This is a genomic window from Brachybacterium sp., assembly GCF_052095815.1.
In the GTDB taxonomy this organism is placed as follows: domain Bacteria; phylum Actinomycetota; class Actinomycetes; order Actinomycetales; family Dermabacteraceae; genus Brachybacterium.
This window is the reverse complement of record NZ_JBQDLF010000066.1, coordinates 1-14,756: the sequence shown is the minus strand read 5'-3', so window position 1 is coordinate 14,756 and position 14,756 is coordinate 1. Positions and strand designations below refer to the sequence as shown.

At 70.8% G+C, this 14,756-nt stretch carries 14 protein-coding genes and 1 pseudogene; 8 read left to right on the top strand and 7 right to left on the bottom strand.

Features of this window, described 5'->3' with window-relative positions:
* On the top strand, nt 1-452 hold a 452-nt coding region (locus ACTH43_RS17205; protein WP_441446120.1), incomplete at its 5' end, for a solute carrier family 23 protein.
* 4 nt (nt 453-456) lie between these two features.
* Nucleotides 457-1,011 carry an AAA family ATPase gene (locus ACTH43_RS17200; RefSeq protein WP_441446119.1) on the top strand — a complete coding sequence of 185 codons (555 nt, stop codon included), beginning with the start codon at nt 457-459 and terminating at the stop codon, nt 1,009-1,011.
* Here the strand turns inward: ACTH43_RS17200 and ACTH43_RS17195 are convergent.
* Nucleotides 986-2,014: an ornithine cyclodeaminase gene (locus tag ACTH43_RS17195; RefSeq protein WP_441446118.1), complete on the bottom strand. Its 1,029-nt coding sequence runs from the start codon at nt 2,012-2,014 to the stop codon at nt 986-988. The two genes, ACTH43_RS17200 and ACTH43_RS17195, sit on opposite strands and share 26 nt — an antisense overlap.
* A gap of 250 nt (nt 2,015-2,264) precedes the next feature.
* Between ACTH43_RS17195 and ACTH43_RS17190 the strand changes: the two genes are divergently transcribed.
* From ACTH43_RS17190 to ACTH43_RS17180, 3 genes are all read left to right on the top strand, one after another.
* A complete protein-coding gene (locus tag ACTH43_RS17190) occupies nt 2,265-3,155 on the top strand; it encodes an ABC transporter ATP-binding protein (RefSeq protein ID WP_441446117.1) in 891 nt (296 codons plus the stop codon).
* 154 nt (nt 3,156-3,309) lie between these two features.
* Nucleotides 3,310-4,353 (top strand): iron-siderophore ABC transporter substrate-binding protein, encoded by a 1,044-nt coding sequence (locus tag ACTH43_RS17185; RefSeq protein ID WP_441446116.1) that lies wholly within the window; start codon nt 3,310-3,312, stop codon nt 4,351-4,353.
* Nucleotides 4,350-6,407, top strand: coding sequence for an iron ABC transporter permease (locus tag ACTH43_RS17180; protein ID WP_441446115.1), 2,058 nt, complete (start codon nt 4,350-4,352; stop codon nt 6,405-6,407). The genes ACTH43_RS17185 and ACTH43_RS17180 overlap by 4 nt, the downstream gene beginning before the upstream one ends.
* Nucleotides 6,408-6,494: 87 nt before the next feature.
* Here ACTH43_RS17180 and exaC read toward each other — a convergent pair whose 3' ends face one another.
* The 3 genes from exaC to ACTH43_RS17165 form a co-directional block, all read right to left on the bottom strand.
* Nucleotides 6,495-8,018 (bottom strand): acetaldehyde dehydrogenase ExaC, encoded by a 1,524-nt coding sequence (gene exaC / locus ACTH43_RS17175; protein ID WP_441446114.1) that lies wholly within the window; start codon nt 8,016-8,018, stop codon nt 6,495-6,497.
* Between the two features lie 360 nt (nt 8,019-8,378).
* Complete coding sequence (locus ACTH43_RS17170) at nt 8,379-9,692, bottom strand: helix-turn-helix domain-containing protein (RefSeq protein ID WP_441446113.1); 1,314 nt, start codon at nt 9,690-9,692, stop codon at nt 8,379-8,381.
* Nucleotides 9,693-9,833: 141 nt separating this feature from the next.
* Complete coding sequence (locus ACTH43_RS17165; protein WP_441446112.1) at nt 9,834-10,823, bottom strand: C2 family cysteine protease; 990 nt, start codon at nt 10,821-10,823, stop codon at nt 9,834-9,836.
* Nucleotides 10,824-11,120: 297 nt separating this feature from the next.
* Here ACTH43_RS17165 and ACTH43_RS17160 point away from each other — a divergent pair, with 297 nt between their 5' ends.
* Nucleotides 11,121-11,561 carry a hypothetical protein gene (locus tag ACTH43_RS17160; RefSeq protein WP_441446111.1) on the top strand — a complete coding sequence of 147 codons (441 nt, stop codon included), beginning with the start codon at nt 11,121-11,123 and terminating at the stop codon, nt 11,559-11,561.
* On the opposite strand, the pseudogene ACTH43_RS17155 reads toward ACTH43_RS17160, so the two are convergent.
* The 3 genes and pseudogenes from ACTH43_RS17155 to ACTH43_RS17145 all read right to left on the bottom strand — a co-directional run.
* Nucleotides 11,492-12,319, bottom strand: a pseudogene (locus ACTH43_RS17155) (arginine deiminase-related protein); the annotation flags it as partial. The gene ACTH43_RS17160 and the pseudogene ACTH43_RS17155 sit on opposite strands and share 70 nt — an antisense overlap.
* A gap of 15 nt (nt 12,320-12,334) precedes the next feature.
* A complete protein-coding gene (locus tag ACTH43_RS17150) occupies nt 12,335-12,475 on the bottom strand; it encodes a hypothetical protein (RefSeq protein ID WP_441446110.1) in 141 nt (46 codons plus the stop codon).
* A gap of 2 nt (nt 12,476-12,477) precedes the next feature.
* Nucleotides 12,478-13,506: an ornithine cyclodeaminase gene (locus tag ACTH43_RS17145; RefSeq protein WP_441446109.1), complete on the bottom strand. Its 1,029-nt coding sequence runs from the start codon at nt 13,504-13,506 to the stop codon at nt 12,478-12,480.
* 180 nt (nt 13,507-13,686) lie between these two features.
* Here ACTH43_RS17145 and ACTH43_RS17140 point away from each other — a divergent pair, with 180 nt between their 5' ends.
* Both ACTH43_RS17140 and ACTH43_RS17135 read left to right on the top strand, forming a co-directional pair.
* Entirely contained in the window at nt 13,687-14,118 is a 432-nt protein-coding gene (locus ACTH43_RS17140; protein WP_441446108.1) for an Lrp/AsnC family transcriptional regulator, read from the top strand.
* A 4-nt stretch (nt 14,119-14,122) separates the two neighbouring features.
* A complete protein-coding gene (locus tag ACTH43_RS17135) occupies nt 14,123-14,515 on the top strand; it encodes an NUDIX domain-containing protein (RefSeq protein ID WP_441446107.1) in 393 nt (130 codons plus the stop codon).
* Nucleotides 14,516-14,756 lie beyond the last annotated feature (241 nt).

Below are 14,756 nucleotides of genomic sequence, written 5' to 3'. Positions count from 1 at the left end.
GCTCGCCGACCACCACCTACGGCGAGAACATCGGCGTCATGAGCGCCACCCGCGTCTACTCCACCGCCGCCTACTGGGTGGCCGGCATCGTCGCGATCCTGCTCTCGCTCTCCCCGAAGGTCGGCGCCATGATCTTCACCATCCCGCCGGGCGTCCTCGGCGGCGTGACCTTCGTGCTCTACGGCCTGATCGGCATCGTCGGCGTGCGCATGTGGGTGGACGGCAAGGTCGACTTCTCCCGCCCGAAGAACCAGTTCACCGCCGGTGTCGCCCTGGTGGTGGGCATCGCGAACGTGACCTGGACCTTCGGAGGCATCCAGCTCACCGGCATCGCGCTCGGCACCGCGGCAGCACTGGTCATCTACCACCTGATGAACGTGCTCGGGCAGATCACCGGCACCGAGCCGGAGACCACACCCGCCGAAATGGTCGAGCCCTCCCACGGAGCGTGACCCGGTGCCTTCCGTGCTCGTGATTCTGCGCGGGAACTCCGCGTCCGGCAAGTCGACGATCGCCCGCCGCGTGCAGCGCTCGCTCCCGCGAGGGCGGGTCGCCGTGATCGGGCAGGATCAGGTGCGCCGGGAGATGCTTCGCGAGCACGACGCCCCAGACCCCGAGGCCGCCGACCTGCTTGCGGTCATCGTGCGGCACTGCCTTGGACTTGGGCGGATCACGATCCTTGAAGGCATCCTCCCGGCCGAGTACTACGGCGCGATGTTCGAGCGCCTGCTGGCCGAGCACGAGGGTCCGAACCTCGTGTACTACCTCGACGTGAGCCTCGAGGAGACCCTGCGCCGCCACGCCGGCAAGCCTCTGGCGGTGTCCGTCGGCCCCGTCGAGGTCGCCTCCTGGTATCGGTCGCGGGATCTGCTCGGAGCGACGGAGGAGCAGGCTCTCGGGGAGGAGCTCGATGAGGACGGCCTGGTGGCGCGGCTCCTCGCGGACCTCGAGCGGGCGGACGCCGAGCAGGTCTCCGGCCGGCCGCTCAGCCCGCCGGCGTCTGCGCGGTGAGCAGCGAGAACAGATCCTTCGGATCATCCGGATCGGCGATCACATCGATCCACTCCAACAGATCGGTCCCGTCGGTCGCCTGCTGCGCGTAGCGCAGCGCTGAGAAGTCAGCGAGGGCGAAGCCGACGGAGTCGAACACCGTGATCTCCTCATCGTCGGTGCGGCCGGCGACCTCCCCGGTGATCACCTGCCATAGCTCGGCGACCTCGAACTCGGGTGGCAGCTGCTGGATCTCGCCCTCGATGCGGGTCTGCGGCTCGTACTCCACCACCACCCGCGCAGCCTCCAGCAGCGCGGGATCGAGCTCGGTCTTGCCGGGGCAGTCGCCGCCGATCGCATTGACGTGCGTGCCGGGCCGCACCTGGTCGCGGTGCAGCACGGCGGCGCGGGCCTTGTCCGCGGTGCAGGTGGTGATCACGTCGGCGCCCTGGACCGCTTCGTCCACCGATTCGCACAGGTGCACCTCGAAGCCGAGCGGTTCGAGATTGCGGCGCACCTTTTCCACCGCGGCCTCGTCCAGGTCCACCACCCGCAGCTGATCGATCCCGAGCACCGCGCGGAAGGCGAGGGCCTGGAACTCTGCCTGGGAGCCTGCTCCGATCAGGGCATGGGTTCGGGCCCCGGGGCGCGCGAGCTCTCTGGCCGCGAGCGCCGAGGTCGCGGCGGTGCGCAGCGCGGTCAGCAGCGTCATCTCCGCGAAGAAGATCGGGTAGCCGTTGTCCACATCGGCCAGCATCCCGAAGGCGGTGACGGTCTGCAGCCCGCGGGCAGGATTCAACGGGTGGCCGTTGACGTACTTGAACGAGTACAGCTCCCCGTCGGTGATCGGCATCAGCTCGATCACGCCGAACGGGGTGTGGCTGGCCAGGCGGGGGATCTTCTCGAAGGAGTCCCACCGGCGCAGGTCCTCCTCGAGGATTCGGGTCAAGCCGGTCAGGACGTTCTCGGGGCCGTCGCGCTGGATCCAGCGGCTCATGCCGGGCACATCGAGCAGGTGGGGCATCGTTCTCATCTCCCGTCGTGGGGCGCGTCATCGCGCAAGGTCGAGGAGTGCTCTGGCCCCCAGGGTAGGCCGGGAACGACGGACGTGACGGGAGTTCCGGCTCGAGAGCCGCCGGGCGGCGTTGCAGCCGCTGAGCCGCCGGGCATCCTTACGGCCGCCGTGCCCCTGCTGATCAGCCGCCGTGCCCTCCCGTCGTCCACGATATGTGCAAGTGTGGACGAGCCGAAATGGCTAAGGGTAGGCTTACCTTGTGTCAATCGCCCCTCCCGAGCCCAGCCGCGCTGCCAGCTCCGTTCCCTCCTCTGTTCCCGGCCCCGCTCAGCACCCGGCTCTCCTCGGTGACCAGCTCACTCTGAGCTACGGCGGCAGTCCCGTCGTCCATGAAGTCTCGCTCGCGCTGCGGTCGGGAGCCGTTACGGCGCTGCTCGGCCCCAACGGCAGCGGGAAGTCCACGGTGCTGCGTGCGATGGCCCGCCTCCATCCGCTGCGCTCCGGCGGGATCCGTCTGACCGACGGGGAGGGCGAGCGCAGTGTCGATCTGCTCGGTACCAAGGAGTTCGCCCGGGCGCTGACGCTGTTCACCCAGACCCGCACCGCCCCACAGGGGCTCTCGGTCCGCGATGTCGTCGCCTTCGGTCGCCATCCCCACCGGCGCCGCTTCGCCGGACTCGATGCCGCCGACCGCGCCGCGATCGATCATGCGATGCGCCTGACCGGCATCACCGATTTCGCTCCGCGCGCCGTCGGCGAGCTCTCGGGAGGCGAGATGCAGCGGGTCTGGCTCGCCTCCTGCCTCGCCCAGGACACGGGGATCGTGCTGCTGGACGAACCCACCAATCATCTCGACCTGCGCTATCAGATCGAGACGCTCGACCTGGTGCGGGAGCTCGCCGAGGGTCACGGGGTCGCCATCGGCATCGTGCTGCACGATCTCGGCCACGCCGCGCGCATCGCCGATCAGGTGGTGCTCCTGCGCGAGGGGCGCGTGCACGCCGCCGGGCGGGCCGCCGAGGTCCTCACCTCAGCACACCTCAGCCACGTCTACGACATCCCCATCGACGTCACCGCGGACCCCCTCGACGGCCGTCTGCGGATCGACGCGCGCAGCCGCCGCAGCCTCCCCGCCGCCGCTCCAGCCTGAGGCTGAAGCGCCTCCGCCGGAGGGCACGAACTGAGGATTCTCCGTCTCCGGGGACCCTGTCTCCGGGGACCCTCATCTCCCGCTGCCCGCCTCTCACACCTTCCATTCCCTGTTCTGCCCCCTCCCCTTTCTGCCCCCTCCCCAGGAGCCCCTCATGATCCGTACCCCTCGCCGCGCGCGTGTCGCGGCCACCGCCGCACTGGCCCTCACCGCACTCGCCGCCTGCGGCACGACCGAGGTCCCCGACACCGCGAGCGGGGCCCCGTCGGACGCCGCTGCGATCAGCGAATCCTGTGCGGCCGACGAGACCTCCACCGCGACCGGCCCGGTCAGCGTGACGGACCACCTCGGTCGCACCGTCGAGCTCGAGGCGCCCGCCGAGCGGGTCGCCGTGCTGGAGTGGCAGCAGACCGAGGGCCTGCTGAGCCTGTGCATCGCCCCGGTCGCAGCGGCGGACGTCGAGGGCTTCGGCACCTGGGTCACCGCAGAGACCCTGCCCGAGGGGACGATGGACGTCGGCACCCGGGGCGAGCCGAACCTCGACGCCCTGCTCGCGGCCGATCCGGATCTGGTGATCGTCGAGGCGACCGGTCCGGAGGACGAGATCATCGCGCAGCTCGAGGAGCGGGGCGTGCCGGTGCTGGCCACCCTGGGCGCGGACGCCTCTGATCCGCTCGGCCACATGAAAGACCTCTTCACCCTGATCGCCGAGGCCACCGGGCGCACCGAGCGCGCTGAGGTGGTGCTCGGCGAGTTCGAGGCGCACGTCGCCTCGGCGCGGCAGGAGATCACCGCCGCCGCCCTGCCCACCACCGATTTCGTGTACTTCGACGGTTGGGTCGAGGGCGGCAACGTCTCTCTGCGGCCCTTCGGCGAGGGCGCGCTGTTCTCAGCGATCGGTGCGGAGCTCGGCCTCACGCCGGCCTGGACCGGTGAGGTCGATCCGGCCTATGGCCTGGGGCAGACGGATATCGAGGGGCTCATCGAGGTGGGGGAGGCGAACCTCTTCTACACCGGGACCGACGATCCTGCCGGGGACTACGTCAGCGAGCTCGAGAAGAACCAGATCTGGACCTCCCTGCCTGCGGTGGAGGACGGCCGTGCCCATGCCTTCCCCGAGGGCATCTGGACCTTCGGCGGACCCCGCTCCGCCGAACAGGCGATCGACGCCTACGTCGACTCCGTCTCGGCCCCGTGACCCGGCCGGGAGCCGGCGGTCTCCTCGCGGGAACCGCCACGGTGGCGGCACTGGCGGTCGCCGTGGCGCTGGTGGGGCTGTGGCACCTCACCCAGGGCACCTCCGACATCGGACTCCTCGACCTCGTGCGACACCTCGCCGGTGCCCGGAGCGACGAGCGGACGGTGAGTGTGGCCGAGGTGCTGCTCGCCTCCCGCCTGCCCCGCCTCGCCGCCGGGATCGCCGTCGGCATCGCGCTCGGCGCCGCCGGGGCGCTGCTGCAGTCCATCTCCCGCAACACCCTGGCCTCCCCGGACACGCTCGCGGTGACGGCCGGCTCCTACTTCGCGATCAGCGCCGTGGCCGCCTTCGGCCTCACCGTGCCGCTGTGGGCTTCAGGAGCTGTCGCCTTCGTCGGCGGGCTGCTCGCGGCCGGGCTCGTGCTGGCGCTCGCGGGAGGGGCCGGCTCCTCGACCACGCGCCTGATCCTGGCCGGCTCCGCGGTGGCGATGGCGCTGCAGTCCGGCACCTCGATGCTGCTGATCCTCTTCGAGGCGGAGACGACGGGCCTGTACGCCTGGGGCAGCGGCTCCCTGTCCCAGCTGAACCTCGATGCCTCGCTGCGGGCGCTGCCAGTGATCGGGCTCGTGCTGCTGGCCGCACTCCTGCTCGCCCGGCGCCTGGACGTGCTGGGTCTGGGGGATGACGCCGCGAGCGCGCTCGGTGTGCCGGTCGCCGCCACCCGCGCGATCGCCGTGCTCTGCGCCGTGCTGCTGACCGCGGTGGCCGTCACCGTCGCCGGGCCGCTCGCGTTCGTCGGCCTCGGAGCGCCGGTGCTGGCACGGCTGCTGGGCGGTCTCGTCGGCGCCGTGCACCGTCATCACCTGCTGATCCCGGTCTCCGGGCTGCTCGGTGCGCTGATCGTGCTGCTGGCCGACGCCGGGCTGCGCGCCCTGCTGACCCCGCAGGGCGCCGCCGCGATCCCCACCGGGATCCCCACCGCGCTGCTGGGTGCGGTGATGATCGTCGTTCTCGCGCGGCGTCTGCGGGACTCCGGGCCGACGGCGCAGCCGCCCCAGGCCCGCTCCGGTCTGCGTTCGCGCCGGCGGTTCCTCCTCGTGCTGGCCGTGCTCGGCGCCGGCTTCGCGGCGGTGGTCGTGCTCGGGATGCTCGCCGGCAGCCTGTGGCTGCGCACCGGGGACATCGCCCTGTGGGTGCAGGGCGCGGCCCCCGACCTCGTCGGCCGCGCCCTCGGGGAACGCCTGCCGCGGGTGGGCGCTGCCGTCCTCGCCGGCGCCGCGCTGGCCCTGGCCGGCACCGTGGTGCAGTCCACCGTGCGCAATCCGCTCGCGGAGCCCGGGCTGCTGGGCATCACAGCTGGCGCCGGGCTCGGGGCGGCGGCCGTGGTGACCCTGCTCGGCGGCGGGCGGCCGCTGATGATCCTGTGCGCCGTCGGGGTCGGGGTCGTCACGTTCGCGGCGATCGCGCTGCTCGCCTGGCGGGGCGGACTGGCCCCCGAGCGCTTCGTGCTGGTCGGCATCGGCACGGGCTACGGGATGAGTGCTCTGACCACGTTCCTGCTGCTCAGCTCCAATCCCTGGGGCACCCCGAGGATCCTCACCTGGCTGTCGGGGACCACCTACGGCCGCGGCCTCGGCGATGTGCTCCCTGTCCTGATCGCGCTCGTGGTCATCGCCCCGCTGCTGGCGGGCCTGCACCGCGAGCTGGATCTGCTCGCGATCGACGAGGACACCCCGCGGGTGCTCGGCGTGCGGCTGGAGCGCACCCGCTTCGCGGTGATGGGGCTCGCGGCGGTGCTCGCCTCGATCAGCGTGGTGGCCGTCGGGGTGGTCGGCTTCGTGGGACTGGTCGCCCCGCACCTGGCGCGGGCGCTGGTGGGCGGCAGGCACCTGCGCACGCTCCCGGTCGCGATGCTGCTCGGCGGCGTGCTGGTAGGTCTGGCCGATGCGCTCGGCCGCTCCCTCATCGCCCCCGCGCAGATCCCGGCCGGGCTGATGGTCGCCCTGCTCGGAGCGCCCTACTTCGTCTGGCTGCTCTGGCGCTCGCGCGCCTGAGACCCGCAGAGCGCGCAGGGCCCACAGAGCCCGACGGCCCCTCCGCCGCAGGGCGGAAGGACCGTCGGACCGTCGGGCCGGGCCGGCTCAGAAGAAGCCGAGCTTGTTCTCCGAGTAGGAGACCAGCAGGTTCTTCGTCTGCTGGTAGTGGTCGAGCATCATCAGGTGGTTCTCGCGGCCGATGCCGGAGGACTTGTACCCGCCGAACGCGGAGTGCGCCGGGTAGGAGTGGTAGTTGTTCACCCACACGCGACCGGCCTGGATCGCGCGCCCTGCCCGGTAGATGGTGTTCTGCTGCCGGCTCCACACGCCCGAGCCGAGCCCGTAGAGGGTGTCGTTCGCGATCGAGATCGCCTCGTCATAGTCGGAGAAGCGGGTGAGTGCGAGCACAGGCCCGAAGATCTCCTCCTGGAAGATCCGCATCGAGTTGTCGCCCTCGAAGATCGTGGGCTGCACGTAGTAGCCGCCGGAGAGCTCCCCGCCGAGATCCGCACGCCCGCCGCCGATGAGCAGCTTCGCGCCCTCCTGCTTCCCGATGTCGATGTAGGACAGGATCTTCTCCAGCTGATCATTGCTGGCCTGGGCACCCATCATGGTGTCGGTGTCCAGCGGGTCGCCCACCTTGATGGCCTCGACCCGCTTGATGCCGTCGGCGACGAAGTCGTCGTAGATCGATGCCTGCACCAGGGCGCGCGAGGGGCACGTGCACACCTCGCCCTGGTTCAGGGCGAACATCGTGAAGCCCTCGAGGGCCTTGTCGTAGAAGTTGTCCTTCTGCGCGGCGACGTCCTCGAAGAAGAGGTTCGGGCTCTTGCCGCCCAGCTCCAGGGTCACCGGGATCAGGTTCTGCGAGGCGTACTGCATGATCAGGCGACCGGTCGTGGTCTCACCGGTGAAGGCGATCTTCGCGATCCGCTTGTTCGAGGCGAGCGGCTTGCCGGCCTCGACGCCGAAGCCGTTGACGATGTTCAGCACGCCGTCCGGCAGCAGGTCACCGATCAGCTCGGCGAGCACCAGGATCGAGACGGGGGTCTGCTCGGCGGGCTTGAGCACCACGCAGTTGCCGGCCGCGAGGGCGGGGGCCAACTTCCAGACCGCCATCAGGATCGGAAAGTTCCAGGGGATGATCTGCCCGACCACGCCCAGCGGTTCGTGGAAGTGGTAGGCGACGGTGTCGTCGTCCAGCTGGGAGAGTGCGCCTTCCTGTGCCCGGATGGCGCCGGCGAAGTAGCGGAAGTGATCCACGGCCAGGGGCATGTCCGCGTTCAGGCACTCGCGGATCGCCTTGCCGTTGTCCCAGGTCTCCGCCACGGAGAGCATCTCGAGGTTGTCCTCGATGCGGTCGGCGATCTTGTTGAGGATCACCGCGCGCTCGGCGACGGAGGTCTTTCCCCAGGCCGGGGCTGCCGCGTGGGCGGCATCCAGAGCCTTTTCGATGTCCTCGAAGGTGGAGCGGGCCACCTCGGTGAAGACCTTGCCGGTGACCGGGGTCGGGTTCTCGAAGTACTCGCCCTTCGTGGGCGGGACCCACTGGCCGCCGATGTAGTTCTCGTAGCGGGGCTTGAAAGTGACCTTCGAGCCTTCGGTGCCGGGGTGTGCATAGACAGTCATGGCGTTCCCTTCGCTGCGGTGCGATGTGAGGCGGAGCCGACGACGACGTCGGATGCCCGGCACCGTAACCCAGGTCACGTTGCACGAAGGTTGCAGACGAGCCGTCCGCGCCCGGTGCCCGCCCCCGCCCCGCCCTGTCCGCCCCGCTCCGGCCCGCGCGTCCCCGCCGGGCCGCGCCACGCCCACCCCCGCCCTGCCCAACCCTGCCTCGCCCCGCCCTGTCCGCCCCAGCCAGCCGAGAACGTCACGAACCAGGTGAATAGACGGTCCGAAAGCCCCATGTCTGTGACTCTCGGGGTGGTGGCTCGGGGCGTGGCATGGCGTGGCCCGGAGCGGGTGCGGTGCGTGACTGCGCAGTGCTCAGCCGGTCTCGCCGCGCAGCGCCCGTGCCCGGGCGACCGCTGCGGAGCGTTCGGGGGCCTCCGCCGGTGCGATCGCGAGGATCGCCATCAGCACCTCGAGGTCATCCTCGGCCTCGGGCCGCTGGGCGTACTGCCACAGCTGGGCCGAGGTGCCGGTCTCGAGGAGGAGCTCGCGGAGGTGGGCGGCGGTGCGTCGACGCTGCCGACGGATCGCGGGGGATTCGGAGGCGGGCAGGAGATCTCCCGTGGCGTGGGCGAGCGCGTCCTCGAGGTCGCCGTGTTCGAGCGCTGCCCGGGCCCGCAGCAGATCGCTCGAGATCGGACCCTGCAGACGGTACGGACGTGAGGCGATCTCGAGGTCCGGGAAGGCGGCGAGCACCTTGCGCAGCCGCACCATCGCGGCGCGCACGGTGCCCTCCGCGGCGATGCTCCCGTGCAGCTGCTCGGCCAGCTCACCGCCGCTGATGCCCTCGGGGCGCTGATGCAGCACCGTGAGCAGTTCGGCGTGGCGGCCGCTGAGCTCGAGGCTGCGGGCCCCCTGGCGCAGCAGCGGTGGGCGACGGCCCGTGACCAGCAGCTCGACCGGGACCGCGGGGGATCGGGGCAGGATCCGCGGCCGACGGGCGGCGGTGGGAGCCTGCTCTGGTGGAGCGAGCGGCAGGCGGGTGCGCAGCTCCTCCTGCACTGCCCTGGCGGTGGCCTCCAGCAGCGGGAGGACCAGCGGGGAGACGGCCTCGGTGCTGCCGGTGACGTCCAGGACGCCGAGCGTCTCGCGGGTGTGCGGGTGCAGTACGGGGACGGCGCTGCAGCTCCAGGGATGCACCGCCTCGTGGAAGTGCTCGGCCCCGACCACCTGCATCGGGGTGGCGGTGGAGAGTGCGAGCGCAGGGGCGGAGGTGCCCATGGCGCGCTCGGACCAGTCCGCACCGGCGGCGAACCCCATGTCGTCGGCGCGGGAGATCAGCTGGGGCCGGCCCTCGACCCACAGCAGGCGGCCGTCCGCATCCCCGAGCGCGACCATCAGCCCGGCCTCGACGGCCGGGTCGATCAGCCGCGAGCGCAGCAGCGGCAGCACGGCGGAGAAGAGATGGTCGCGGCGCGCTGCGGCGAGCTCATGACCCTCGAGGGCGGCAGGGGCCGTGCCGCCCGCCTCCGACACTGTGGCCAGCGACCGCTGCCAGGAGGCGAGCACCGCGTCCCGCACGGGCCCGCCCGCTCGGGGCGGACGGGTGCTCGAGCGCAGCTCCTCATGGGCGCGCAGGAGCCATGCCTGGTAGGCGGAATCCGTCGGTGACCAGCTGGTAGCGGTCACACGGACTCGCTCTCCCGGGTCGGGGAGGCAGGGCCTGCATCGCTCACGATCCACCTCGTCGTCGCTCGTGTCTCAGCTGAGGCGACCGTACCCCGTGGGGGCGGGGCGGGCAACGGTCGCGGGCTGAGATCCGTCGTCGACTCACGAGTCGTGGGCGACGGTGTTGCGGGAGACGAAGTTCGCCGCGTACTCCTCCTGAGTCAGCTCGAGGACAGGTGGCTTCGACGCCGGTGGCTGCGGCGTGCCCCAGGGGTTGACGAGGACTATGACCTCTTCGCCCTCCTGGTTCGTCGACAGGCCTTCGACGATGTACACGTGGCCGTCGACGACGTCTCCGTCCGGTGCGCCGCCGAGCAACCACCCCGGCGGGGTGCTGGTCACCACGGACTTGCCGTCCTCGAGATCCGCTCGGATCGAGTCGAATCCGGCGTTGATGGAAAGGCTCCCGCTGTCGCCAGTGATCATGTCGAGTCCTTTCCCGGCAAAATTCGCCTCGAGGTCGCCATAGTCTCCGCCCACGTGTTCGACTGCGGCCCGTTCGTAGATGCTCATCCAGGAGATGCGTTCGGAGTAGGAGCCGGTGTCATGGTCGATGCGTCCGCGGACTCCGTCCTTGACGAGTTCGTCCTGCGTCACGACGTGCTCGACAGGTTCGCCGTTCTCGTACAGCGTCACGATCCAGTAGTCCTCGTCCGGGGTGGGGCCGTGGACCAGCTCGATGTTCTCCGCGATGAGCTCAGGGTTCTGTGCGGCCACCGACGCGAGTGTCGCGAGGAACCAGCAGTCGCCGAAGCTGTCGCCCTGGACAGTCGTTCTCGGGTCGAACGCTTGAATCGTCTCGAGGTCCACGCCGATGGTGCGTGAGCTGACGTGCCGAGGGTCTTCGAAGCCGCCCAGCGAATCCTCGGTGGAGCCGCCGGAGGCTCCGAAGAGGTGGCGCAAGAGGTCTTCGGCATACTTCGGGGAGCCGTCCTGTCCGAGCAGGGATCGCAGCGAGCCCATGGATGTCGGGATCGTGGGAGCGTCCGCAGTGGACGCTAGCTCCTGCTCGTGCGCATGCTCCGAGAGCTCGTCGGCCATCTCGCGCATACCTCGTGAGACTGCGTCGAGCTGTGCCCGCAGGGCATGCATCTCCTGATCGAAGCGGTCCCGGTCGTGACCGACCCAGATGCGCGGGTCATCAGCGCGGAGGACCCGACTCAGGACTTCGCGCAGTTCGCCCGCACGTCGTCCGGCGGTTGTCCCCAAGGTGGAGAGGGCATCGGTGTCTGCACCCAGCATCAAGTACGCTCCAAGATCGAGACTGTGACTCGGATCATGTTAGGTCGGGTCGCCACGCCTGCGAGGAAGTGATGGGTGATTGTGGATGAAGCATCGGAAGGACACCGCGCCCGGTCGCGCCGCACATGCCTCCTCGGGGTGGCGGCGATGATCGCTCTGGCCGGATGCACACCCGCAGCGCCCGAGCCCGTCCCGGTGGACGAGGCCCGTGCGCAGTACGAGGAGATGCTCCCGTCGCTGCAGGTGTCGATGCTGCAGGGGGCGGAGGCGAGCTGGGAGGGCGACTCGGAACGGGTCCGCCTCGACGAGGACGGAATCTGCCGCTGGTCGCCCGGGGATTCAAGCGCCGAGATCACGCTCCCCGAGGATGACCCTGCGGCCTGGGATGCCCGGCGGGAGGCGATCAATCCGGTGCTCGTCGAGCACGGCTTCGACGAGGTCGGGGACGCGATGCGTCGCAACGGCGCTCCGGCCTACGGGTTCTTCAGCGATCGGGAGGACGGCGCCGGGGTGCACATCTACACCGCGGCGGGCACCACCGTGGTGAGGGTGTTCGGGATCCCGGTCGAGGAGACGGCCTGCCGCTGAGGCAGGTGGATGCCGGCGAGCATGCAGCGCACCGACCCGCCGGCGGCCTCGATCGTGGGCACGGGCGCGGAGAGGATCGTGCAGGAGCGCTCGATCCGTCGTCGCTGAGAGGGGGTGAGCTGCGCGGCGGCCCGCTGCGACATCACGAGCAGCCGGTCCTCGCCGCCGAGCCCGCCCCGGACCTCGAGGCAGTTGCCGAGGAAGCCGTGCACCTGGGACTCCGTGAGCTCCACGATCTCGCGCCCGCTCGCCCGCAGCGACGCCAGCAGCCGGGCACGGTCGTCCGGGTCCCGGATCATCCCGCTGCCCATCAGAGCGACCTCGGTCCCCACGCTCATCAGCACGTTCGTGTGATAGACGGGCACGCCGCGGGCGTCGGACGCATCGACCAGCAGCGGCCGGTATCCGAGCTCCTCGCAGATCTCGGTGAACAGTCCCGGGTCCAGGCGGAGGGATCGGCAGGCGTAGGCGACGCCTCCGGGGTGATCCAGCACCATCGCCCCGGTTCCTTCGAGGAATCGGCCCGCGTGCTCGTATCCCGAGAGGTCCAGCACTCGGCGCACCGCGAAGTGCTCCCGCAGGTGCGCGAGCACGTCGGCCCGGCGCTCGGCCCGACGGTTCGCGGCGTACATCGGATAGAGCACGACGGTGCCGTCCGCGTGGGTGGAGAGCCAGTTGTTGGGGAACACGCTGTCGGGGGTCGTCCTCTCCTCGTCCTCGAACACGCTCACCCCGACGCCGGCATCGCGCAGCACGGCGGCGAGCCCGTCGACCTACTCCCGGGCGCGGGCGGCGACCTCGGCCGGAGCCGAGACCAGCCGGTGCTGGAAGGCGTTGTCTCCCTCGGTCTGCGGGTTCGGCCGGAAGTGGTGGGGGCGGACGAGGACGACATGCCGCGGCGCCTGTCCGGTCATCGTCAGCTCACCGGGGCCAGGACGTCCACCAGGGAGAACAGATCCTTGGGGTCGTCGGGCTGGGCGACGAGGTCCACCTCGTCCTGCAGGGCGCTGCCGGCGGTGGCGTCGCGGGCGCAGCGCAGCGCGGCGAAGTCCGAGATCGCGAAGCCGACGGAGTCGAACAGGGTGATCTGCTCGGCGTCGGTGCGCCCCGGGGCGGCGCCGGTGAGCACCTCCCACAGCTCGGTGACCGGGAAGTCGGGGGCCATCTGCTGGATCTCGCCCTCGATGCGGGTCTGGGGCGTGAACTCGACGAACACGTCGGCCCGCTCGAGGATCCGGGCGTCGAGCTCGGTCTTGCCGGGGCAGTCCCCGCCGATCGCGTTCAGGTGCACGCCGGGCCGCACCTGGGAGGTGTCGAGGATGGTGTTCTGGGCCTTGTCCGCGGTGCAGGTGGTGATGATGTCCGCGCCGTCGACCGCGTCGTCGACCGAGGTCGCGGCGTGGACGCGGAATCCGAGCGGGGCGAGGTTGCGCCGCACCTTCTCGATCGCGGCCGGGTCGATGTCGAAGACCCGCAGGTCCTCGATGCCGAGCACGCCGCGGAAGGCGAGGGCCTGGAACTCGGACTGCGAGCCGGCCCCGATCAGGGCGAGGGTGCGGGAGTCCGGGCGGGCCAGCACCTTCGCGGCCATCGCGGAGGCCGCAGTGGTGCGCAGCGCGGTCAGCAGCGTCATCTCCGCGAGGAAGGTGGGATAGCCGTTGTCGACGTCGGCGAGCACACCGAAGGCGGTGACGGTCTGGAAGCCGCGGGCGGGATTCGAGGGGTGGCCGTTGACGTACTTGAAGGAGTACAGCTCGCCGTCCGAGGTGGGCATCAGCTCGATCACGCCGAGCGGCGTGTGGCTCGCGATCCGGGGGATCTTGTCGAACTTCTCCCAGCGGCGGAAGTCCTGCTCGAGGTACTCCGTCATCCGCACCAGGATCTTCTCCGCGCCGTCGCGCCGGATCCACCGGGCCATGTTCGCCACGTCGAGCAGCTGGGTCATCGTCTCGCCTCCTGAGTACGCGTGGGGGCCGACGGGCCGGCGTCGGCTGGGGCCGACGGGTCAGCATCGGCGCTGGTCCACCTCAGCCTAGAGTTCGCAGATGGCAGGCGACATGGCGGGAACGCAGAACTTCTGCGAAGACTCTGCGCGGTCTGCACAGACGGACTTAGCATGATGCGCATGGAGCGCCTCACGGACCTCGACGAACGCCTGCTCGCCGCTCTGCGCAACGACGGACGCGCCCCGATCGCGAGCCTCGCCACCCGGCTCGGGGTCTCGCGCGCCACCATCACCAGCCGGATCGACAAGCTCACGGCGGCCGGGGTGATCGTGGGCTTCACGGTGCGGGTGCGGGACTACGCCGAGGCCTCGACCGTGCGCGCCACCTCCTTCATCGAGGTCGAGGGCCGCAGCACCGACCGCGTGATCGTCCACCTGCGCGGGTTTCCGGAGATCCAGGCCCTGCACACCACCAACGGCGGCTGGGACCTGGTCGCCGAGATCGCCTGCCCGGACCTGCCGGCCTTCGACGACGTGCTGCGCCGCATCCGCTCGATCGACGGGGTCGTCAACTCCGAGACCAGCCTGCTGCTGAGCTCCGTGCTGCGGTGACCCGATGAGGATCCGCAGCACGGCGGTCGTCGTCGAGGACGGGCACGTCCTGGTGATCGGCCGACGGAAGAACGGCCGGGAGTACTCGGTGCTCCCGGGCGGCGGTGTCGAGGACGGGGAGACGCCTCGCGAGGCGTGCCTGCGCGAGCTCCGGGAGGAGACCGGCCTCGTCGGGATCATCGTCGCCGAGCTCGACGCGGTGCGCACCGATCAGCAGTCCGAGGTGTACTTCCACGTGCGCGCCCCGCGCGAGGAGCCGGTGCTCACGGGTGGTCCGGAGGCCGACGGGGCGGACGAGGACAACGTGTACGCACCGGCCTGGATCCGCCTCGACCAGCTGGAATCGATCACTCTGGTCCCGGACCGCGCCCGGGCGGCGGTCCGGGCGCTGCTCTGACCGCGACCGCGCAGCCCGAGTTCCGTCCTACCTCCCTGGCACACGGTGGACGTGCGGAGAAGGTGCCGGATGACTGGCACCTTCTCCGCTGTGGGTGCTGCTCAGCCCCGACTGCGGGCGCGGGCTGTCAGCGCGATGCCGACCCCGATGGCGAGTGCCGCCGCGAGCGCCCACGGCAGGACGTCGTACCCCGTGCGGGCGAGCGGCCCGCGGGAGCCGTCGGCCGACGGATCATCCTGGG